This window comes from Alkalicoccus luteus (genome assembly GCF_012034335.1).
Taxonomy (GTDB): Bacteria; Bacillota; Bacilli; order Bacillales; family Salisediminibacteriaceae; genus Alkalicoccus; species Alkalicoccus luteus_A.
The window spans coordinates 71,573-92,301 of sequence record NZ_JAATHJ010000001.1; the positions used below are offsets into that span (position 1 = coordinate 71,573).

24 protein-coding genes are annotated in these 20,729 nt (G+C 51.0%); 16 read left to right on the plus strand and 8 right to left on the minus strand.

Annotation, left to right across the window (positions count from 1 at the left end; all coding sequences use genetic code 11):
• Positions 1 to 13: 13 nt before the first annotated feature.
• The gene (locus HCN83_RS00435; RefSeq protein WP_168004341.1) at positions 14 to 553 is read right to left on the minus strand and encodes a cupin domain-containing protein; all 540 of its coding nucleotides are present in this window, start codon (positions 551 to 553) and stop codon (positions 14 to 16) included.
• Positions 554 to 739: 186 nt separating this feature from the next.
• Between HCN83_RS00435 and HCN83_RS00440 the strand changes: the two genes are divergently transcribed.
• The 8 genes from HCN83_RS00440 (at position 740) to HCN83_RS00465 (ending at position 5,388) form a co-directional block, all read left to right on the plus strand.
• Positions 740 to 1,042: an alpha/beta hydrolase gene (locus HCN83_RS00440; protein ID WP_168004342.1), complete on the plus strand. Its 303-nt coding sequence runs from the start codon at positions 740 to 742 to the stop codon at positions 1,040 to 1,042.
• Entirely contained in the window at positions 1,043 to 1,387 is a 345-nt protein-coding gene (locus tag HCN83_RS00445; RefSeq protein WP_281351663.1) for an alpha/beta hydrolase, read from the plus strand.
• A complete protein-coding gene (locus HCN83_RS00450; RefSeq protein ID WP_168004343.1) occupies positions 1,368 to 2,102 on the plus strand; it encodes a GTP cyclohydrolase II in 735 nt (244 codons plus the stop codon). Before HCN83_RS00445 ends, HCN83_RS00450 begins: the two co-directional genes overlap by 20 nt.
• Positions 2,103 to 2,157: 55 nt before the next feature.
• Positions 2,158 to 2,982 carry a VOC family protein gene (locus HCN83_RS00455; RefSeq protein WP_343033620.1) on the plus strand — a complete coding sequence of 275 codons (825 nt, stop codon included), beginning with the start codon at positions 2,158 to 2,160 and terminating at the stop codon, positions 2,980 to 2,982.
• Between the two features lie 273 nt (positions 2,983 to 3,255).
• Positions 3,256 to 3,522, plus strand: a complete 267-nt coding sequence (locus HCN83_RS18210; RefSeq protein ID WP_205774427.1) for a GmrSD restriction endonuclease domain-containing protein — start codon at positions 3,256 to 3,258, stop codon at positions 3,520 to 3,522.
• The gene (locus HCN83_RS18215; RefSeq protein ID WP_205774428.1) at positions 3,523 to 3,819 is read left to right on the plus strand and encodes a hypothetical protein; all 297 of its coding nucleotides are present in this window, start codon (positions 3,523 to 3,525) and stop codon (positions 3,817 to 3,819) included. It begins immediately after the preceding gene.
• A gap of 296 nt (positions 3,820 to 4,115) precedes the next feature.
• The gene (locus tag HCN83_RS18220; RefSeq protein ID WP_205774429.1) at positions 4,116 to 5,126 is read left to right on the plus strand and encodes a hypothetical protein; all 1,011 of its coding nucleotides are present in this window, start codon (positions 4,116 to 4,118) and stop codon (positions 5,124 to 5,126) included.
• A gap of 115 nt (positions 5,127 to 5,241) precedes the next feature.
• Positions 5,242 to 5,388 carry a hypothetical protein gene (locus tag HCN83_RS00465; RefSeq protein ID WP_168004345.1) on the plus strand — a complete coding sequence of 49 codons (147 nt, stop codon included), beginning with the start codon at positions 5,242 to 5,244 and terminating at the stop codon, positions 5,386 to 5,388.
• 62 nt (positions 5,389 to 5,450) lie between these two features.
• Here the strand turns inward: HCN83_RS00465 and HCN83_RS00470 are convergent, their stop codons facing one another.
• The 4 genes from HCN83_RS00470 to HCN83_RS00485 are packed head-to-tail and all read right to left on the minus strand — an operon-like array spanning position 5,451 to position 10,186.
• Complete coding sequence (locus HCN83_RS00470) at positions 5,451 to 6,473, minus strand: HNH endonuclease domain-containing protein (protein ID WP_246238040.1); 1,023 nt, start codon at positions 6,471 to 6,473, stop codon at positions 5,451 to 5,453.
• Between the two features lie 53 nt (positions 6,474 to 6,526).
• On the minus strand, positions 6,527 to 7,867 hold the full coding sequence (locus HCN83_RS00475) for a GntP family permease (RefSeq protein WP_168004346.1): 1,341 nt from the start codon (positions 7,865 to 7,867) through the stop codon (positions 6,527 to 6,529).
• A gap of 22 nt (positions 7,868 to 7,889) precedes the next feature.
• The gene (locus HCN83_RS00480; RefSeq protein ID WP_168004347.1) at positions 7,890 to 9,311 is read right to left on the minus strand and encodes a four-carbon acid sugar kinase family protein; all 1,422 of its coding nucleotides are present in this window, start codon (positions 9,309 to 9,311) and stop codon (positions 7,890 to 7,892) included.
• Positions 9,308 to 10,186, minus strand: a complete 879-nt coding sequence (locus HCN83_RS00485; RefSeq protein WP_425483574.1) for an NAD(P)-binding domain-containing protein — start codon at positions 10,184 to 10,186, stop codon at positions 9,308 to 9,310. The genes HCN83_RS00480 and HCN83_RS00485 overlap by 4 nt, the downstream gene beginning before the upstream one ends.
• A gap of 188 nt (positions 10,187 to 10,374) precedes the next feature.
• Here HCN83_RS00485 and HCN83_RS00490 point away from each other — a divergent pair, with 188 nt between their 5' ends.
• On the plus strand, positions 10,375 to 10,980 hold the full coding sequence (locus HCN83_RS00490; RefSeq protein WP_168004348.1) for a GntR family transcriptional regulator: 606 nt from the start codon (positions 10,375 to 10,377) through the stop codon (positions 10,978 to 10,980).
• Between the two features lie 15 nt (positions 10,981 to 10,995).
• Here the strand turns inward: HCN83_RS00490 and HCN83_RS00495 are convergent, their stop codons facing one another.
• The 3 genes from HCN83_RS00495 to HCN83_RS00505 all read right to left on the minus strand — a co-directional run bounded on the left by HCN83_RS00495 (position 10,996) and on the right by HCN83_RS00505 (position 13,951).
• Positions 10,996 to 11,451 carry a GNAT family N-acetyltransferase gene (locus HCN83_RS00495; protein WP_168004349.1) on the minus strand — a complete coding sequence of 152 codons (456 nt, stop codon included), beginning with the start codon at positions 11,449 to 11,451 and terminating at the stop codon, positions 10,996 to 10,998.
• An 81-nt stretch (positions 11,452 to 11,532) separates the two neighbouring features.
• Positions 11,533 to 13,068 carry a gluconokinase gene (locus HCN83_RS00500; protein WP_343033622.1) on the minus strand — a complete coding sequence of 512 codons (1,536 nt, stop codon included), beginning with the start codon at positions 13,066 to 13,068 and terminating at the stop codon, positions 11,533 to 11,535.
• Positions 13,069 to 13,093: 25 nt separating this feature from the next.
• A complete protein-coding gene (locus tag HCN83_RS00505; RefSeq protein ID WP_168004350.1) occupies positions 13,094 to 13,951 on the minus strand; it encodes a MurR/RpiR family transcriptional regulator in 858 nt (285 codons plus the stop codon).
• Between the two features lie 168 nt (positions 13,952 to 14,119).
• Between HCN83_RS00505 and gnd the strand changes: the two genes are divergently transcribed.
• The 7 genes from gnd to HCN83_RS00540 all read left to right on the plus strand — a co-directional run bounded on the left by gnd (position 14,120) and on the right by HCN83_RS00540 (position 20,727).
• The gene (gene gnd, locus HCN83_RS00510; protein WP_168004351.1) at positions 14,120 to 15,016 is read left to right on the plus strand and encodes a phosphogluconate dehydrogenase (NAD(+)-dependent, decarboxylating); all 897 of its coding nucleotides are present in this window, start codon (positions 14,120 to 14,122) and stop codon (positions 15,014 to 15,016) included.
• 54 nt (positions 15,017 to 15,070) lie between these two features.
• Positions 15,071 to 16,201, plus strand: coding sequence for a TRAP transporter substrate-binding protein (locus HCN83_RS00515; protein WP_246238042.1), 1,131 nt, complete (start codon positions 15,071 to 15,073; stop codon positions 16,199 to 16,201).
• Positions 16,202 to 16,372: 171 nt separating this feature from the next.
• Positions 16,373 to 16,948 (plus strand): TRAP transporter small permease, encoded by a 576-nt coding sequence (locus HCN83_RS00520; protein ID WP_168004352.1) that lies wholly within the window; start codon positions 16,373 to 16,375, stop codon positions 16,946 to 16,948.
• 13 nt (positions 16,949 to 16,961) lie between these two features.
• Positions 16,962 to 18,242: a TRAP transporter large permease subunit gene (locus HCN83_RS00525; RefSeq protein WP_168004353.1), complete on the plus strand. Its 1,281-nt coding sequence runs from the start codon at positions 16,962 to 16,964 to the stop codon at positions 18,240 to 18,242.
• A gap of 75 nt (positions 18,243 to 18,317) precedes the next feature.
• Positions 18,318 to 18,575, plus strand: coding sequence for an HPr family phosphocarrier protein (locus tag HCN83_RS00530; protein WP_168004354.1), 258 nt, complete (start codon positions 18,318 to 18,320; stop codon positions 18,573 to 18,575).
• A gap of 11 nt (positions 18,576 to 18,586) precedes the next feature.
• Positions 18,587 to 19,735 (plus strand): galactonate dehydratase, encoded by a 1,149-nt coding sequence (gene dgoD, locus HCN83_RS00535; protein ID WP_168004355.1) that lies wholly within the window; start codon positions 18,587 to 18,589, stop codon positions 19,733 to 19,735.
• Positions 19,736 to 19,749: 14 nt separating this feature from the next.
• On the plus strand, positions 19,750 to 20,727 hold the full coding sequence (locus HCN83_RS00540; RefSeq protein ID WP_168004356.1) for a sugar kinase: 978 nt from the start codon (positions 19,750 to 19,752) through the stop codon (positions 20,725 to 20,727).
• The last annotated feature ends 2 nt before the right edge of the window (positions 20,728 to 20,729 follow it).

Sequence of the window (20,729 nt, forward strand, 5' to 3'; positions counted from 1 at the left end):
AGCGCACCTTCTCTTACAGCACGTCGATCAGCTCCGTATCGGTATAGATCGCAATGTACACAACAGCTTTTTCGTCACCGACGTTTTGCACGAAGTGGGGGACGCTTGCGTTCCAGCTGAAGGAGTCGCCCGGTTCAACGATGAACGAGTCTTCGCCTTGTTCGGCGAGAAGCTTCCCTTCCAGTACAAAGTGAGATTCCTCTCCTTCGTGGGAGTGGGGCTCGCCGATCGATCCGCCGGGCGGGATTTCCACGATCATCGTGCGCAGCCCGCCTTTTGAGGCGAGATGTTCGATGGTTAACCCTCTGTACTCGGAATGACGCCGTTCGCTCTGGCGTACGACGCGCATGTGGTCATTTTTCTCCAGCAGCAGGTACGGTAGCGGCACCTTCAAAAATGCTGCAATGGTCTGCAGGGTGGCGATGGAAGGAGAAGTGTTGTTGTTTTCCACGTTGCTGATAAAGCCTTTGGAGAGGCCGGTGCTCTCACTCATCTGCGCGATCGTAATCCGCTTTCGGTTGCGGATGGCCCGTATTTTTGATCCGATTTCCACAGCTGTTCACCTCAGATTATTCTAATAAGAAACTTAGTTTTATATTAACAAACAATTTCTTGACAAACCAGCGGGAAGGGCGTATCTTAAAAGTAATAAATCACTTACTAAAAGTATGTGTATTTTTTTGGTGGATTGTTTTCTTATATGAATATTAGTTTCTCAAAAGAAAAAAGGAGTGGTGTTATGACATTCACCTACAAGCTGCGAAAACCGGCCGCACCGGCCGAAGCAAATCCGGTCGTATTTTTGCTGCACGGGATGGGGAGCAATGAACAGGACATGTTAGCACTTGGGGAGGAGTTGAGTGACCGTTTTTACGTGTTCAGCCTGCGGGGGCACCTGCCACATCCGCCGGGATATGCGTATTTTACAGTCGAGGAGTTCGGCAAGCCGCACCACGATGTGTTCGCGGATGCAATGGAGCGGTTGACAGAGTTTATAGAAGACAGTTTAAACAAGCATCCGATCGATCCGGAACATGTGTAGCTGGCCGGATTCAGCCAGGGGGCAATTGCATCTCTCTCGCTCGGACTGATGCATCAAGAACAGATCCGCGGTGTCGGAGCGCTGAGCTGCTACCTACCAGCATTTATGCACGAGCATGCCGCCGCGCATCTCTCCGTTTATATGGCACACGGTACAGCCGATCCGGTGCTGCCGTATGCATGGGGAGAAGAGGCGCATCACCGTCTCGAACAGGGCGGCGTTGACGTACAGTTTACAGCGTTTGACGGCGGACATGCCGTACCGGCTGATATTAAGCAGGGCTTTCAGCAGTGGATCCGTGCTATGGTCGAAGGAGGACAACAGGATGCTTTCAAGCATAAGTAAAGACGTTTACAGTCTCCTCGACAGTAAGATACAGCTGATCGAGCGAGATGGAGAGGCGATGTATCTTGTTGGCCCGGTCCGCATGCCGGTCCATCTCGACGGCAGAACGGTTACCTTTCAGTGGTATTCCTGGCTGACGTGCAGCGAGGCCGCTGTAAACTATGAAAAGCTGCTCGAGCAGCTTGCCCAGGCCGACCTGGCAAACCTGCAGCAGTCGAGTGTACTCGTCTACGGGGATTTTGCTGAAGCAGAAGATGCGGTGACCCGTATGCACTCCATCTGCCACACGGGGGATATTTTCGGCAGCAAGCGCTGTGACTGCGGCTTTCAGCTGAAGCAGTCGATGCGTATGATTGCCGACCGTGGAGCAGGAGCACTCTTTTACCTCGCAAACCATGAAGGAAGAGGGATTGTACTGTTCAGCAAAGCAATGGCGTACCTCCTGCAGGAGAACGGCTTTGATACGATCGATGCCAATCATGCGCTCGGCTTTGCTGATGATGCGAGAAGCTACGAGGAAGCCGTCTTGGTGCTGAAGAGCCTCCGATCCAAGCCGGTGACACTTCTTACAAACAATCCGAACAAGATCGAGGCTCTTACGCGGGCCGGAATAACCCTGACAGAGCGCCAGTCGATCTGGGGCGGTGTTTCCAAGTTTAACGAAGCCTATTTGCAGACGAAAAGAACTCGCTCCGGGCATCTGGAGCAGCTGTAATCATAAACGAAAGGAACGATAAATCATGTATTTTCACCGTAAACCTGTTACACACGTGAGTCATGTCTCTCTGAAAGTAGAGGATTTAGAAAGGGCGCTCCGTTTTTACACGACCGTAATCGGCTTTCAAGTGGCCGACCAGACAGCTCGCACAGCGGAACTTACGGCAGGCGGCGCTGTACTTCTAACGCTCGAGCAGCCGGAGGACGTCATGCCGAAGCAGCCGCGCACGACCGGCCTGTTTCACTTTGCGCTGCTTGTACCGGATCGTGCCGACGTCGGCCGCTTTATCAAGCACTCGGTCAAGCACGGAAACGTGATTCAGGGGGCATCGGATCACCGGGTCAGTGAAGCGCTGTACCTAACGGATCCGGACGGGAACGGCATTGAAATCTACGCCGACCGCGATCCGTCCAGCTGGCCGTGGACGAATGATCAGGTCGGCATGGTCACCGAACCACTCGATGTGGAAAGTCTTTTGGAAGCAGCGGGTGACACCGAGTGGAACGGGCTTCCGGAGGGGACCGTGATGGGCCACATCCACCTGCACGTATCCGATATGGAGCGGGATACCGCCTTTTATACAGACGTTCTAGGCCTTGCCGTCGTCAGCTCCTACGGCGGACAGGCAAACTTCCTTTCCGACAGCCGCTATCACCACCACGTGGCCCTGAACGTCTGGAACGGCCGCAACATTCCCGCACCGGCCGAGAACAGCGTCGGCCTCCGGCACTATACGATTGCCTTTCCGAATGAAGACGCGCGTCAAAACGTGCTCTCCCGCCTTGAGCAAACGGAAGCCGCTATCACCCGTGAAAAAGACGCTATCGTCACCGCCGACCCGGCAGGCAACCGAATTCAGCTGGTGGTGGAAGGATAATATTAGAAAAACACGTGCCTCTGTTGTCTGCTGGATAACAGAGGCTTTTGAGCACGATAATTGCTTCTATGAATGTTCGAGTAAGGATAGTAAAAGAATAGAGGGTACGACATTCTACAAAGTAGTATTAAAAAATGTGCTCATATAGCTTAATGAAGATCATATTATCACAATCAAGAATAAATAGAATGAAGGCTGTTAGATTCCATTTACATTCCAATATAAAAAGCGTAAAATCATAGTAAATATAGACTGCTTTAGTAATTAATAAAAATGTATTTACTCAAACTTCCCAGTATTTTGCAAAGTTCAAAGAAATACAAGATTAATCTTGAAGGAGCCGGTGATTTGTCGAATTATCAAGTAAACAATACAAGTGTGAATATTCTGCTTAACTGGATTGAGGAAGGTATAGTTGCTATCCCAGAAATTCAACGTCCGTTTGTCTGGAAAGCAACAAAAGTGAGAGATCTATTAGATTCTTTGTACAATGATTATCCAGTTGGATACATCATTACCTGGCAAAACCCAGATGCATGATTGAAAGATGGATCTCTTTCTCAGGGGAAGCGAATTTTAATTGATGGGCAGCAGCGCGTTACCGCCTTAATGGCTGCAATTAGTGGAAAAGAAGTAGTCACTAACAATTATAGTAAACGAAAGATCAACATTGCGTTTAACCCAATTGAGCAAACGTTTGAAGTTCAAAACCCAGCTATATTAAAAGACAAAAGATGGATACCAGATATAGCTGAACTGTTTAACCCTCAGTTTAATACATTTGAGTTTATTAAACTTATTGTGAATCAAATGAAGAAGTTTCCAATAACGAGTTAAATCAAGTTATTCAAAAACTGATAAGCATCCGGCACAGTTCGTTAGGTGTTATTGAACTAGCGCACACGCTGGATATAGAAAAAGTAACAGAGATTTTTATTAGAATTAATTCAGCTGGAGTTAATTTGAGTCAGGCTGACTTTGCTATGTCTAAGGTCTCTGTAAATGACACATATGATGGACCTGCTATAAGAAAAACCGTAGATTACTTTTGCAATTTAATACGGAATCCGGCGGTATATGAGAACATTCTTGAGAATGATCAAGAGTTCTCTGCTTCGGAGAATTTTTCAAAGATGAAATGGTTAAAGCACTATAATACAAACATTTATGAGCCGAGCTATTCTGATCTCTTACGTGTGGCATTTACTTATAAATTTTTGAGGGGTAGGCTTTCTAACCTGGTAAGCCTTTTATCAGGTAGAGATTTTGAAACGAGAGAGTACAAGGAAGAAATAATTAAAGAATCGTTTGAAAAGCTTTATGATGGAGTGCACCGCTTTATAAACGAAACCAATTTTAAACGATTTATCGTTATTTTAAAGTCAGCAGGGGTTATTAATTCGAAGCTAGTTAGATCGCAAAATGCGTTGAACTTTGCTTATGCATTATATTTGTTACTAAGAGAAAAAGGGGTCAAAGAAGCTACAATTAACCAAGTAGTTCGAAAATGGTTAGTAGCATCTATATTAACGGAACGGTATTCTTCTTCACCTGAATCTATGTTTGATTTTGATATTAAGCGTTTTGCTCAACATGATGATCCCGTGGCCTACGTTGATAAAATGGAGGCTGGTGAATTGTCGGAAGCGTATTGGGATAATATAATGCCTACAAATCTCGATACATCTGTTACGAGCAGCCCTTATTTCAATCTCTATGTCATGGCTCAAATTTACGATAAAGACTATGCTTTTTTATCTAAATCAGTAACAGTTCAGCAACTGATTGAAGAACGTGGAGACGTACATCACGTGTTTCCTAAAAAATACCTTCAAAATAATGGCTACAACAACAAAAGTCAATACAATCAAATTGCAAATTATGTTTACACGGAGCAAACTGTAAATTTAACAATTAAAGCGACACCGCCCTCATCGTATATGCAGGAAGTTCAACATCAGATTGAGGATCAAACATTTAGAATTGGTGAGATTACAGATAAACAAAAATTAGCTGAGAACATGCGTATGAACTGTGTTCCAGACTCTATTAACTGGATGGACGATTCAAACTATCAAGACTTTCTAAATGAACGAAGAGAACTTATTACAGAGAAGATCAGAACGTATTATAAAAGTTTATAGCTTTAAGTCCATTGTTGATTAATACACTTTGAGAGTGATTTGTAACTTTCTCCTCCTGTTTACCGTATATATAAACAGCACTCTGCAGGTATACATGCAGGAGAGGGGGATACATGTGGATCCGATAACGTTAGTATTAGTCGTCGTGCTGGTCATCTTTTTCTTTCCACTGATCATGCGCGGCGTCGGATGCTTAATCCGGTCACTTGCGACAATTATACTCATCGTGGTGGCAGTTGCTTTAGTCATGCAGCTGTTGTAGCGGATGATAAATAAAACCTGCTGGTCTATCTTTTGGACCAGCAGGTTCTTTTTATTTTCGGGTTACGTAGCCGGTGGCACCCAGATATCGTTATACCCATTTTTAATGGAATATTGATACATCTGTCGCAGTTTGGCAGGGGCGTAAACGTCGAAATCAGCAATCTCTGCCTGTTCCTGTAATGCCTCATTTCGGTCCAGGAGCTTATCCAGATAAAAAGGCTTTGCCAGCTTGTCGGACTTGGAGCTGTTGCACGTCTGACAGCTGAGCACCAGGTTCCAAACCTGATCAGACTGCACGAACGACCAAGGGATAAAATGATCCACGTGCGTGCTTCGTTTGCCGGTGGAGACGTCTTTTCCGCAGTAAAAGCAGGATGCATCCATGTAGTGAAGCAGTATTTTTTCAAACGGCTTCAGGTTTTCCCGCTTGGACAGATCCTCCACTTTCAAAAGCAGGCCGGAAGCGGTACCGTTCAGCTTCTCGATCATACGTGCCAGGTGGAAATTGGTCAGCTGAACGAGCAGAAGCTGATACTTCAGCAGAAACGTATAAACGTTAGGATGAAAGCGGAGCTTTTCCTGCTGATGGCTGAATTCGTAAAAGGTCTCTTCCGTATCACCAAACAGCGCACCAAATACGTTTGTTTTCATCGCCTGCTTCACTTTGTGGACGATCTCCACCTGATTTGCGTCCGGCACCTTATCGAATTTCCAGCCGGGAGGAGTGGCATGTGCGGCCTGATAGTCCAAAATGATCGTCGCTGCTTTCGCATTTGCTCCCGTATTGTGCTGCGTGATCCCGTTTCCGACCACCATGTTCCAGAACATTTTGGCAAAGCTGTAAGCGAGCTGATCGTAGTTCACCTCGAGTCGGTCGTTTACGTTGTACAGATTCTCAATCAGCGACTTAAACAGCACGAACTTATACGTGGAGGATTTTGTGGATTTCGTCGACATCACCCGTGAGAAAATCCGCCAGATCTCTTCGTCTGTTATGTACGCATGCTTTAATTCGCCTTCTCGGAGCTTATGATACATCGCTGTCACCGCCCACTGGTAGTTATGTTCCAGTATAGCAGACATACATACAAAGTTGAAAAAGCAGTCCGACCGCAATAGGTTTGGACTGCTTTTTCTTATAGTCCGGGAAGAACACCGGAGAAAAGACTTAATATAAATACCATTGCAAGTGCTGTTAGACCGGCGATGAAGCCGCCGAGGCTCCAGGCAAGCAGCGTCTGCGGAATGGTGAGTCGTCCGAATTTGTTGACGACCCAGAAGCCTGAATCGTTCGGCAGTGAGAGACCGATGGCACCGGCGCAGATAGCAAGGCCGAGCAGTACAGGAGAGGTCCCCAGTTCAACGGTCAGCGGTCCAAGGATGCTGGACGTCGTGACGAGTGCTACAGTAGCAGAACCGAGAGAAGCCCGGAGGATCTGTGCGAAAATGAAGGCAAGCAGGATTACTGGAATGGCCCATCCTTGCATCGTCGTGATCAGGTGATCACCGATACCGCTTTCATTTATGACCGCTCCATATGCACCACCGGCACCGGTAACGAGAATGATCAAGCCGGCGGAGCTGATCGCATCGGCGTACATTTTCTGCTTTGGCACCGTAATATATGGGTGCAGAACGATGATGGCGACAATGACACTGATAAAGAGGGCGACGTTCTTATCTCCAATAAAGCCGAGAACCGAAGCCGCTGTATTATCAGCAAGAAACAGCTGGGACACGGTATTGGAGAGAATGAGAAGGATCGGAAGCAGCAGGATGCTGATAGAAAGCGCAGTGCTGATTTCCTTCTTCGGAGCCGGAATGTCGGATTGATCGAGCTCCCCGGTTTCTCCAGAATGATGAATGTGTTTACCGATAAACATGCCGTACAGGTAACCCCCGACAATAGTGGCCGGGATTGCTGCGATCAGCCCGTAGATGATGAACAGGCCAAGATCGGCCCCGGTGTTCTCAGCTACGATTAACGGGCCGGGAGTAGGCGCGATCATGCTGTGGGAAACAATTAACCCGACCCCCAGTGCTGTAACGAAGCTGATGATGGAGATGCCTGTCTTCTTTGACAGGCTTTTAACGAGACCGCTCAGGATAACGAATGCTGCATCAAAGAATACCGAAATGGATACGGCGCTTCCTGTCAGCCCGAGGCCCAGCGGAGAACGCTGCACGCCAAAGACGCGAAGGACTGCCTGAGCGATCTTTTCAATCGCGCCTGAAGCAGCGAGAAATTGACCGAACATGACGCCGAGACCGATTAGAATCCCGACTCCAACTAATGTATTTCCGAAGCCGCCGGCGACGATGTCCGGGGCATCGGCCAGTGGAATCCCAACGACCACAGCGGTAGTCAGAGCCACGGCGATGAGCGCGAGAAATGGTTCAAGCTTTACTTTTAAAATCAGAAAAAAGAGTACGGCAAGTGAAAGTAGAAAAATGAGCAGCAGTATGTTGCCTTCCATATTGTTGACCCCCCTGAATGAATTATAAAAGCTCGGAAATGATATCTTTGAGCGTATCCTGGCTGCCGACATTACCTGGAAAAATAATATATGGCAGGCCTGCATACTTACTTTCACGACCAGTCGTCCAGACTGGGATACCTGGTGCGATCTGTCCGGCCACCATGGCTTTTTTTACGCTAAGACCTCTTGTGCCGATATCGCTTGAGGTAATACCGCCTTTGGCAATAATAAAAGCAGGACGTTCACTGAAGTCGGTGACAACATCTGTGAGAGCATTGGCAATCTTGACAGAAACGGCTAGTGCTTGATCCGGATCATCATCCGGGATCGTAACGAGCTCCCGCCGGGTATAAATCACCGCTGTCTTCCCGCCTGCGACAGCCTGTTCGGCAAGTGTCCGGATACGTGTTTGTTCTTCGGCAAACGCCTTCTCATCAAACACCAGGTGACAGTCGAATTCAATAAATTCGGGCTGGTCCAGCTGCATTAAAGCTTCCAGCTGTTCGCTGGTTTTTCGAACGTGTGATCCAACGATGACGAGACCGCCGGCATCCGATTCTTCCGGGCGGACATCCTCTCGAGTCAATAATGCCTGACTCGGAATGCTGCCAATCAGTTTTGTAAAAGAAGCACCGGTGCGGAACAAGTAATGCTTACCTTGCTGCAGAGCTTGAACGAGGGCCAGGTTAAACGCAGCCACGTCCTCTTCAGAGACAGCGTTTACAATAATCTTTTGAAAGTCAGAAGCGTTCACCAGTTTATCCGTGATCGACTGCGTAGGACCGGTGCGGAGCTCTTCAATAGAAATCGTGATAACATCGGATTTGGATACAGCTCCATTCGTTTTTTCTTCCACGTATTCGGTCAGATCACTTGCCGAAAAGCCAAATGACGCATCGTTTGCAAACTCCGTTTCACCTACCGGCAGCAAGTCGTTCTCCTGCTTTACATAATGAATATTTCCGATCGTCCAGCGTCCGCCCTGCTCAAAGAATGGCATGATGATTTCGCCGTCAATCGAATAGGAGTGCGCTTCTTCAAGTGTTTTCCGCAGCACGTCCGTCTCCAGGGGATAATGGCCGCGCAGGGTGGAATCCCCCCGGCTGATTAAGAGGTAGGGAGTGTCGCGTTTCTGGCTTGCTGCTGCAATTCGATTTGCAATTTTTCTATGCTCTTCTTCCGTTTTAGCAGCAGAGAAAGAGCGGGAGTTCGTTAAAATAAAAACAAGCTGGCTGGAATCGTCAAAAACGTTATCAATGGTAGAAGGCTCCCAGTCGGTATACACCGGCACATGATTGACTGTCTGAACGCCGGTTGGATCATCATCCAGAACGATTATTTTATGGTGAAACGATTCGGCGGTCCGGCCCCAGCTCTCAAGAGGGGATCCCTGATGAGCGGGCAGACTCGCCAGTGTTTCGTCTGCGAGTAACGGATTCATGATGTTTCCTCCTTGCCGGGCGTATGCTTTTCATAGTATTTGATTAAACCTGCGTGATCGAGCTGTGCATGCCCATCTTCAATTAATTCCGTAAACATATCGAGCACCTGATTTGTCAGCGGAAGCGGCACGCCGAACGATTCGCCGGCTTCCACTACGTTGGTCAGATCCTTTGCGTTAATATCGATTCGGCCGCCTGCCTTCAAGTTCTGTTCAATTAACAGCGGCACTTTTGCTTCCATCACAGCGCTGCCGGCAAGTCCGCCGCGAATGGCTTCGAATACATTGGCAATATCAAGACCTGCCTGCTGGGACAGGTTAACAGCTTCTGATAAAGCAGCAATGTTTGCGTTTACAATTATTTGATTGGCAAGTTTTGTCGTTGTTCCCGCTCCGCTCGGTCCTACGAGGACAAGAGAAGAAGCGAAACAGTCTATAACAGGCTTTACACGTGCAAAAGCAGACTCTGAGCCGCCAGCCATGATAGATAGAGTACCGTCGATTGCTTTCGGTTCGCCGCCGCTTACTGGAGCATCGATAAATTCTCCACTTTTAGCCGCCAGATCCATCGCAAGCTTTCGTGACATAACGGGTGAGATTGAACTTAAATCGACTACTGTGCTTCCATCTCTGATTTCCGTAAGCATCGCAGCGACGACTTCTTCCACATGTTCCGAGTTTGGCAGCATGGTGAAAAGAATGTCACATGCGGCGGCTACCTGTTTAGGTCCCTCAGCAGCAACTGCTCCTTCATCTGCGAGCTGGTTTACTGCTTCTGTATTAATATCAAATACGACTGTATCGTACCCGGACTTCATCAAATTACGTACGATCGGCCGTCCCATAATCCCTAAACCAATAAATCCAATTTTCACGATCTAACACCCTTTCGTCAAAATGATAAGGCTTTCATAAATGGAATTGTACACAATATTTATAAAAATGTATACATTAAATTATAAAATGTATACATTTTTATTTGTGCAGTTGTTCTGTGAGGCGTGAACGTATAGTATGAAAAGAGGGAAACAGACATCAGGTGATTCATGGAAGGAGCAGGTCCATGCTGAAAAAAGGATCCGCCTCACAAAAGGCATATGAACATATTCGCGATAAAATTTTGAACGGCGACTACGAGAAAGGGAAAAAGCTGACAGAGGTTATGCTGGCTGAGGATTTGGGCGTCAGCCGAACGCCGATCAGAGAGGCCTTGAAAAAGCTCGAGGAAGAGGGATTGCTCGTAAACAAGCGTGTGATCAATCCGTCAGAAAAAGATTTGATTAACACGTTTGATGTACGAATTCTGTTGGAAGCGCATGCCTGCAGATGCGCGGCTTCTTTTATGGATGCGTCAGAGTTGCAAGAGCTTTCTGCATGTATTCATGAGGCCAGGACGGGGAGCAATGAAGAAATCATGGCTGCGAATAAGCGGTTTCATGACTTAATTGTCCATTCAAGCCGAAATAAGGTATTGATTGAAACGATTGAACGCATGCAGTCGATCATCTTTCTTTTTAGACGCACCGTTGTCTACCACAAACGTCCGCACTTAATTGATGAACACGAAGAAATATTTCAAGCTATAGAAGCGCGGGATCCAGCTCTGGCAGAACAGCTGATGAAGGACCATCTGCGAGCAGATTTAGAATTCTCTCTCCATGCCTGGTAGGATGGAGAGAGTTTTTTAATGACAGGAGAAGACAAACATCTCTTCCCCATCTTCCGGATTTACTCGCTCCAGATCCACAAACCCGTGCTTTTCATAAAATTTCTTTGCGGGTTCGTTCTCGGGGATGACGCTCAGCACGATTTCGTTCACGTTGTGCGTGTCGCGGATGAAGCGGATCGCTTCGTGGAGAAAGGCGCCGCCGAGTCCACGACCCTGAAAGCGGTGGTCAATCATGAAGCGGTCGAGCCAGATGTAGGAATCGTCGCTGCTTTTGGCGCCGATCATAATAAAGCCGGCGGGGGTGTCATCAGTGTAAAGGCCGTAGCACTGATAATCGTGCTCGTCATCGTAGACGGCTTCGAGCATCGAGAAGGCGTTTGCTTCGATAAACGGTTCTTGTGACGGGTGCGGTGCAAGCTCGGCGATTGCACGCCAGTTGTCGGCCGTTACAGGTCGGATGGAAAGGGTCATCGTCATCGCTCCTTTGGCTTTAGTGTAGCATGAGACATAGAAAAAACGCCTCCTTTCCAATAGTGGAAGGAGGCGTTTTGCTTACCGCTTGGAAGCGGAGGCCATTGTCGTATCGGTGGAGAGGGCGTGCAGCTCGTGAAACGTCGGGCGCAGCGCCTCGTACAATCCGGAGAAAACCGGATAGAGCCTGCTGTACACGGCGTGCACGTCTGCTCTCGGCGCGACGGAGTCACGCATCGGAATGTGCGCTTTGATCGAGGCGAGGTCATCGACTTCACCGATCGCATAGAGGCTGATCCACGCTGCTCCCCAGGCCGAACTCTGATGGGAGAGGGGCAGGTGAATGTCTTCGCCGAACATGTTCGCAAGCATTTGCACCCAGACGTCTGAGCGGGCGAAGCCGCCGCTTGCGTAGATGATGCCGGCTTCGCCAGTGAGGCGCTCGAGCGACTTAGAGATGCTCTGAATGCTGAAGAGCACGCCCTCCAGCCCGGCCCGCGTCATATGGGCGTCGGTGTGGCTTACGGTCAGGCCGACGTAGGCGCCTTTTGCGGCCGCATCCCAGTACGGGGCACGCTCGCCGTTTAAGCACGGCAGGAAGAGAAGGTTATCGGCGCCAGGTGCGACGTGCTCGATGTCGGTGAACAACGCCTCGTACGGATCCTTCGTGCCGGCTTCTGCTGTGTGGATGTGCTGCTTGATCCACTCGAGCACGTTGCCGCCGTTGTTCGTCGGACCGCCTAAAATCCACAAGTCATCGGTGAAGGCGTAGCAAAACACTTCCTGGCGGCTGTCGGTGCGCGGGGCGGACGCCATCTGGCGGATCGCGCCGCTCGTGCCGATCGTAATCGCGGCTTCTCCGGCGTTGATTGCGCCGATTCCAAGGTTCGCAAGCGGCCCGTCGCTGCCGCCGGCCGCAAACGGGGTATCGGCTTTAATCCCGATCGCTTCAGCCTTTTCCGGATCGAGTCCGCGGAAAACAAAATGGGGCGGTACCGGTTCAGACAGCTGCGCTTCCGTAATGCCGGCCGCTTCCAGCGCGAGCGGCTCCCACGTGCGCTCGTGAATGTTAAAGAGCCCGGAGGCGGAGGCGACGGAATAGTCGACGTGGTATACGCCGAACCAGCGCGCCGTGATCCATTCCTTTACGGATAGAAAGCGGGCTGCCTGTTTATATGGCGCGTAGCCGGTGTCACGCATCCAGCTGAGCTTGACGAGCGGTGACATCGGATGAATCGGTGTGCCGGTGCGCAGGTAGATCTCCGTTCCGGCCGAGGATTCTTTCAGCGCGTCAGCCTGGCTGCTGCTGCGGCAGTCGGCCCACGTAATCGCAGGAGAGAGGGGCATGGCGTCAGCGTCGGCGCAGATGAGTGAATGCATCGCGGACGAGAGGCCGACCGAAAGCAGCTCGCCGGGACCGGCGTCAGCGACCGCTTCTTTCAGTGCTTTGACAGCGGCCGCTTCAATCGCAAACGGATCCTGTTCCGCCCAGCCCGGCTGTGGGTGCTGGACCGGATAGCTGCATTCTGCTTCACCGGCGACTTCACCGGCTTTCGTAAATAGAACAGCCTTGGCGCTCGTTGTTCCGAGATCCAGGCCGGCAGTAAACTGTGTCACGATCAAACGACTCCTTTATGAACGGTTAAATTCTCGTGCGGGCGATGGCTTCGCGCATTTTTTTCGTGGAATGCTGCACCTGCTCTTTTTTCTGCATGCTAACGTTTACATAAAGCGCGTCGATAAAGCTGAGCTGCGCAAGTCTGGATGATAGTGCTTCTGAGCGGTACTCGGTTTCTTCGGACACGGTAAACAGCGCCACATCGACCCGTTCGCTGAGCGGCGACTTGGCGATCGTTGTGATCCCGATCGTCGGGATGCCTGCGCTCTGCACAATATCGACGGCTTCTAATATGTTATGGTTCGTTCCGGAATGCGAGATGAACACGACCGCATCCTCCGGCGTCAGCTGAGACGCAGACATGAGCTGCAGGTGCGAGTCGCTGTAGGCAGCAGTCGGAATACCGGTGCGGATAAACTTATGGTGCGCATCCATCGCCACAATCCCGGAGCCGCCGTTTCCGTAGAACTCGATCCGGCGAGCGCCGACGAGAATGTCGACCGCCTGCTTCATCTTTCCTTCATCAATGACGGAGAGCGTATCTTCTAATGTACGGGTGTTTGCCTTGAACATTTTTTCGGCGATCGTTTTTTCGTCGTCGCCCTCCTGAATCGTTTCGTGAATGTCTTTCACGCCTTTGACGAGTTCGGAGGCGAGGGCAATTTTCATCGCCTGGTAGCCTTTAAAGCCGATCCGCTTGCAGAAGCGGAACACGGTCGCTTCGGCGACGTGCAAGTTATCTGCCACCTGGCTGATCGTCGAGTGAATAATCTCTTCCGGATGTTCTAAAATGTAATCTGCAATGACTTTTTCCTTCGCGCGAAACTCGTTATAGGATGCGCGGATGCGATGTTTACAATGCCCCTGTGCGAGCTGCTGCATGTCACTGCCTCCTTTGTCAAAGTGGTGTGGTATGAGACCAGTATAAACCATTTTAGAAAATAAAAAAATATTTTTTCTTAATTAGCTATTGAAAAAGAAATTTTTTATCTTATAATAGGATACAGGAAGAAAACATATTTCTTTTTTGTTTTCGGAAGGAGTGGCTGTATGAAGATAGGGTTTATCGGCCTTGGAAAAATGGGCTACAACCTGGCATTGAATTTAATGGACCACCAGCACGAGGTTGTTGCAAATGACGTGAATACCGAACAGATCCGTGCACTGGCAGGTGAAGGAGCAGAGCCGGCCTGGAGCTTGGAAGAGGTCGTGCAGAAGCTGGAAGCACCGAGAACGGTCTGGCTGATGGTACCGGCTGGAGAAATCACCGGTACGCTGATTGATCAGCTGGCAGAACTGCTCGAGCCGGGTGATACCGTGATCGATGGAGGAAACTCCAACTATAAAGAATCCCTTGCACGAAATGAGAAGCTGCGCGGACTTGGCATGCACTTTGTTGATGTCGGAACGAGCGGCGGCGTGGAAGGTGCGAGAGATGGCGCCTGCATGATGGTCGGCGGCGATGAGGAGATTATCAGCCGCATTGAACCGATTTTTACCGACACCACAATTGAAAACGGTTACCTGCATGCAGGGGCGCCGGGCAGCGGTCATTTCCTGAAAATGATCCATAACGGAATTGAGTACGGCATGATGCAGTCGATCGCAGAAGGGTTCGACATTCTCGAGAAAAGCCAGTTTGACTACGACTACGAGCAGGTAGCGAAGCTGTGGAACCACGGATCGGTTATCCGCTCCTGGCTCATGGAACTGACGCAGAACGCGTTTTCCAAGGATCCAAAGCTCGACGGCATCCGCGGCGTGATGAACTCGTCCGGTGAAGGCAAGTGGACGGTGGAATCGGCACTGGATCTGGAAGTACCGGCACCGGTCATCGCCCTTTCCCTGATGATGCGCCACCGGTCCCAGGAAGACGACACGTTCACAGGCAAGGTAGTGGCAGCGCTCCGAAACGAATTCGGCGGCCACGAAGTTGTAAAGAAGTAGGCATCACGAGGGGAGCGTGCTCCCCTCCAACTATAAAAAAGAGGTGACGTATTCATGAAAAAGAAAACATTTCTCTCCGTAACGATGGCGTTTGGTCTTATAGCAGTGCTTGCAGCTTGCGGCGATGCGGAAAACAACAATGGCGGCGCGGACAATGGTGCGGACAACGGCGCAAATAATACAGAAGAAAATGTAAGCGATAACAACGAAGCCGATGCAGCGAACTCCGAGTACTCCAGCGGCGATGCCTCCTACGTCATCGAAGCCGGCATCGGGCTGAACAATCAGCACCCGCAGTACGAAGGGCTTCTCCGCTTTAAGGAAATCGTAGAAGAAGAGACGGACGGCGATGTGTACGTTGAGACGTACCACAGCTCCCAGCTTGGTGACGACCGTGAAATGATGGAGGCACTGCAGCTTGGCAGCCAGGAAGTGACCATTCCGTCCACGGCACCAGTGACCAACTTCGTCGATGAGTATGCGATTCTCGACTTCCCATTCCTGTTTGCCAATGAAGAAGTGGCGATGGAAGTATTAAACGGCGAGATGGGCGACGAACTGCTTGATTCTCTTGAGGATCAGGAAATGGTCGGACTTGCTTGGTGGGAGAACGGCTACCGTGATCTGACGAACAGCACACAGCCGGTTGAAACGGCGGAAGATTTCCAGGGTCTGACGATCCGCACGATGGAAAACGAAGTGCACCTGGAAGCCTTCTCCGAGCTTGGAGCGAACCCGACACCAATGGCGTTCGGTGAACTGTTTACCGGTATGCAGCAGGGAACGGTAGACGGCCAGGAGAACCCGCTTGCGACAATTTACCTGGAAGGGTTCTATGAAGTGCAGGATTACTATTCCGATACGAACCACGTTTACAGCCCGTTCGTCTTCCTTATGAGCAAGTCGTTCTATGATTCCCTTCCGGATGACTACCAGGAGCTCGTAGGTGATGCCGCTCAGGAAGCCGGTGAATTCCAGATTGAACAGAACCGTGCCCAGAACGAAGAGATGCTGGAATCCTTAATTGATGAAGGTATGGAGCATTCCGAAGTAACGGATGAAGCCCGTGAAGAAATGGCGGAAATCGTTCAGCCGGTTAACGACCAGTTTGCAGAGCAGCTGGATCAGGACTTCGTAGAGCGCTTTTTCCAGGCAGTTGAAGATGCAGAGGAAATGCATCAGTAAGCGAGGAAGCCGGAGTGTGTTGCACTCCTGACATATTCCGCCCCTACCCCCTTGGGGCGGCTTTCCAGCACGAGCAAAGCCGGACGCCGCTGAGGCGGCGCCCGGAACTGGCCGTGCTCCATTTATTTAGTCGTACTTAAGCTTGGCTTTGTATATAAAGGCGGTGGAAGCATGCGTATTATCCGATGGCTGGACGAACATATCGAGGAAGCACTGCTCGTCGTTTTTTCCAGTATTATGATCATTATTATCGCTCTCCAGGTATTCATGCGCTACGTAATCGGCGATTCGCTGGCATGGTCGGAAGAGCTCGCCCGATTTTCGTTTATCTGGCTTGTCTATATCGGGATCAGCTACGGGATTAAAAAGCAGCGGCACATCAAAGTGGATGTGATGCTGATTGTCTTCAAGCACCGTGGCAAAATCATCCTTAACATGATCTCCAATCTGATTTTCCTTGGGTTTGCGGTCGTGGTGATTTATTACGGCACCGATATCGCTACGCGGATTCTGGAGCTTGGTCAGCGTTCACCGGGTCTCGGTGTGCCGATGGGGCTTGTCTACATGGCGACGCCGGTCGGAATGGGGCTGACGGTCATTCGCCTTCTGCAGCAGCTGTACCAGCAGGGACGGGCACTGGCAGGCAAGGGCGACTTCTCCGTGGAGCTTGAGCATGACAAAGCGCTCGACACCCAGGAGGACCTGATTGAGAAAAACGAAGAAGACCAACCGAAGGTAGACAGGTAGGAGGGATGTAGCCGTGACAGAAGCGATATTATTTATTAGTTTTGCCGTACTGCTCCTTTTGAGCGTGCCGGTCGGGATCGCACTCGGTGTGGCGACCCTGCTTACCATTGTGTTTGCCGACGTGCAGACGATCGATTTCCTCGTGCAGGCGATGGTCACCTCGATTGACTCCTTTCCGCTGATGGCCGTCCCGTTCTTCATCATTGCCGGTGAAATCATGGGACGCGGCGGGATCACGGAACGATTGTTTGGCGTCGCCAACTCGCTTGTCGGGAATAAAACAGGCGGTTTTGCGATTGCGACGATCGTGACCGCACTCTTTTTTGCCGCGATTTCCGGCTCCGCTCCGGCGACGGTTGCCGCGATCGGCGGGATGATGATCCCGGCGATGGTCAGCCTCGGCTATGATAAACGGTTTGCGACAGCGACGGTCGCAGCAGCCGGGTCCCTCGGCGTCATGATTCCGCCGAGTATCCCGATGGTCATGTATGGGGTGACAGGTTCCACGTCCATTGGGGACATGTTTATCGCCGGTATTATTCCAGGCTTCATCGTCGCCGGGTTCCTGATTGCGTTTGCCTATTTCTATTCGAAGAAAATGGGCTATAAAGGTGACTCGGAAGAGCCGTTTACGTTTAAGCGGTTCGGGGCGGAGTGCTGGAGAGCGAAGTGGGCGCTCTTGATTCCGATCATCATTTTAGGTGGTATTTACGGAGGAATCTTCACGCCGACAGAAGCTGCCGTTATCGCCGTCGTCTACGGGATTCTGATCAGCGTGTTCGTTTACCGCGAACTGCCGATTAAAAAGCTGCCGAGCGTACTCGCAGCCGGGTCGCTCACAACCGCAACGGTGCTCATCGTGGTTGGCTCTGCTACCGCGTTCGGCCAGCTGCTGACGCGTCAGCAGGTACCGACACGTATCGCAGAAGCAATGGTGCAGGTGTCGGAGAATCCGGTTATCATCATGCTGCTCATCATCGTGCTGCTTTTGATCGTCGGCTGTTTTATGGACACGCTCGCATCGATCATCATTCTGACGCCGCTGCTGCTTCCGGTAGCCATCGAATTCGGCTACGATCCGGTGCACTTCGGGATGGTCATGATCATCACGCTTGCCATCGGCTTTATTACACCGCCGCTTGGGGTTAACCTGTTCGTCAGCTCCGGTATATCCGGACTGCCGATCATGACGATCGCCCGCGGCGTGATTCCGTACTTCTTTATGATGCTGATCGCACTGCTGATCATCACCTTTATTCCGCAGCTTTCGCTTTACCTGCCGTCGTTCAGGTAGCGATCTGACAAAAGCCGTCCAACCAGCTTTTGGACGGTTTTTCTTTATCATTATGTAACGAGGAGTGCTGTAGATATGGAGATTGCCAAACAGGATATTACGATCCGCCTGGATGAAACCCAGACGATTGTCGAACTGACGAATCTGCTGACACCGTATGAATCGGACATTTATATCGTGAACCGCTCCGGCGGCAACGTGATCGAGGCAAACGTCAAAAGCCTGCTCGGGCTCGTCAGCCTGCGTATCGGCAACGGAGACCGGGTCTCGGTCAGGGCAGAAGGAACAGACGCAGAGGCGGCACTCGAGGCCGTCGTCCAATTTTTAACGTAGGAGGAATCACGATGAAGGTTACGTCTATGGAATGTTTTATCGTACCGCCGAGGTGGTGCTTTCTGAAGGTGGAAACAGACGAGGGAATCACCGGCTGGGGCGAACCGGTCGTGGAAGGACGTGCCGCTACGGTGAAGGCGGCAGTGGAGGAACTGAAGGAATACGTCATCGGCCGGGATCCGCGGCTGATTGAAGATACATGGAACATGCTTTACCGGAGCGGCTTTTACCGCGGCGGACCGGTGCACATGAGTGCACTGGCGGGTATCGATCAGGCGCTCTGGGACATTAAAGGCAAGTTTCACGGCGTGCCGGTCTATGAGCTGCTTGGCGGAGCGTGCCGCGAAAAAATGCGTGTCTATTCGTGGATCGGCGGCGACCGCCCGGACGACGTCGCAGAACACGTGAAACAGCAGCTCGCACAGGGCTTTACCGCGGTCAAAATGAATGCGACTAACGAGATGCAGTACATTGATTCCTATAAAAAGGTCGATGAAGCGGTGGATCGGATTGCAGCAATACGCGACGCCGTCGGGCAGGATGTGGAAGTCGGGCTCGATTTTCACGGAAGGGTGCATAAACCGATGGCAAAAGTGCTCGCAAAAGCACTGGAGCCATACCGGCCGATGTTTCTGGAGGAGCCGGTGCTGCCGGAAAACAATGAGGCGCTTGCGGAAATTGCACGCAGCACGTCGATCCCGATTGCGACCGGAGAGCGGATGTATTCGAGATGGGATTTTAAGCCGCTGCTTGAAGGCGGCTACGCTGACATCATCCAGCCGGATCTCTCGCACGCGGGCGGCATCACCGAATGCCGGAAAATCGCAGCGATGGCGGAAGCGTACGATGTGGCGCTCGCACCGCACTGTCCACTGGGGCCGGTTGCACTCGCTTCGTGCCTGCAGGTGGACGCCGTCTCGCACAACGCGTTTATTCAGGAGCAGAGCTTTGGGATTCACTACAACGTTGGCAATGACTTGAATGACTACTTAAAGGATACGTCGGTTTTTGCGTTTGAAGACGGATTTGTTCATCTGCCGAAGGGACCGGGTCTTGGTGTAGAGATGGATGAAGATAAAATCCGCCGCGCTGCAGACGATGCGTTTGCGTGGAAAAACCCGGTCTGGCGCCACGCAGATGGCAGCATTGCAGAATGGTAAGGAGGAGAAGCGATATGACGTCACCGGAAGTGATAACGATGGGGGAAACGATGGTGATCATGAACCCCCAGCAGGATCTGCCGCTTGAATATGTGGATACCTTCCGCAAGCAAATCGGCGGCGCGGAATCGAACGTGGCGGTTGGTGTGGCAAGGCTCGGACATACGAGCGGCTGGATCAGCCGAGTAGGCGACGATCCGTTCGGCACGTATATTGAGAAAACACTCCGCGGGGAAGGGATTGATCTGTCACACGTGGCACGGGATACGCAGGCGCCGACGGGATTCTTTTTTAAAGAACGCCGCCGCGCAGACAGCGTTAACGTGTACTACTACCGGGCCGGTTCGGCAGCTAGCAGGCTGCAGCCGGGTGATGTGGACCCGGATTACGTGGCCGGCGCGAAGCTCGTGCACGTGTCCGGGATTCTGCCGGCGCTTAGCATCGACTGCCGTCACGCAGCCGATCAGCTGTTGGAAACCGCGAAAAACGCAGCTGTTCCGGTTGTATTTGACCCGAATGTACGCATGAAGCTGTGGAACAGCCGCGAGGAAGCGGCTGAGATCTTAAACCGCTATGCGCTTGCAAGCGACTACGTGCTGATCGGTCAGTCAGAAGGGGAACTTCTCGCAGATGAACGCGAACCAGAGGCGATCGCCTCGTTTTACCAGCGACAGAATCCGGAGCTGACGGTCGTAGTCAAGCTCGGAGAAGACGGAGCGTTCGTCTCGGCACCTGATGAGCAGTTTCACGCCGCCGGCTACCCCGTTCAAACCGTGACTGATCCAATCGGAGCAGGCGATGCGTTTGCGGCTGCCTTTATGAGCGGACTGCTGCACGGAGAAACGCTCCCGCGATCGGTGCAGCTTGGTAACGCTGCTGGAGCATGTACGGTTCAGGCAGCAGGCGATATTGAAGGATTCCCATCTCGACAGGAGCTGGAGGCGCTTCTTCAGGCCGAAGGAAAACGGCCCGCTGAAGACGTGAACCGGTAACA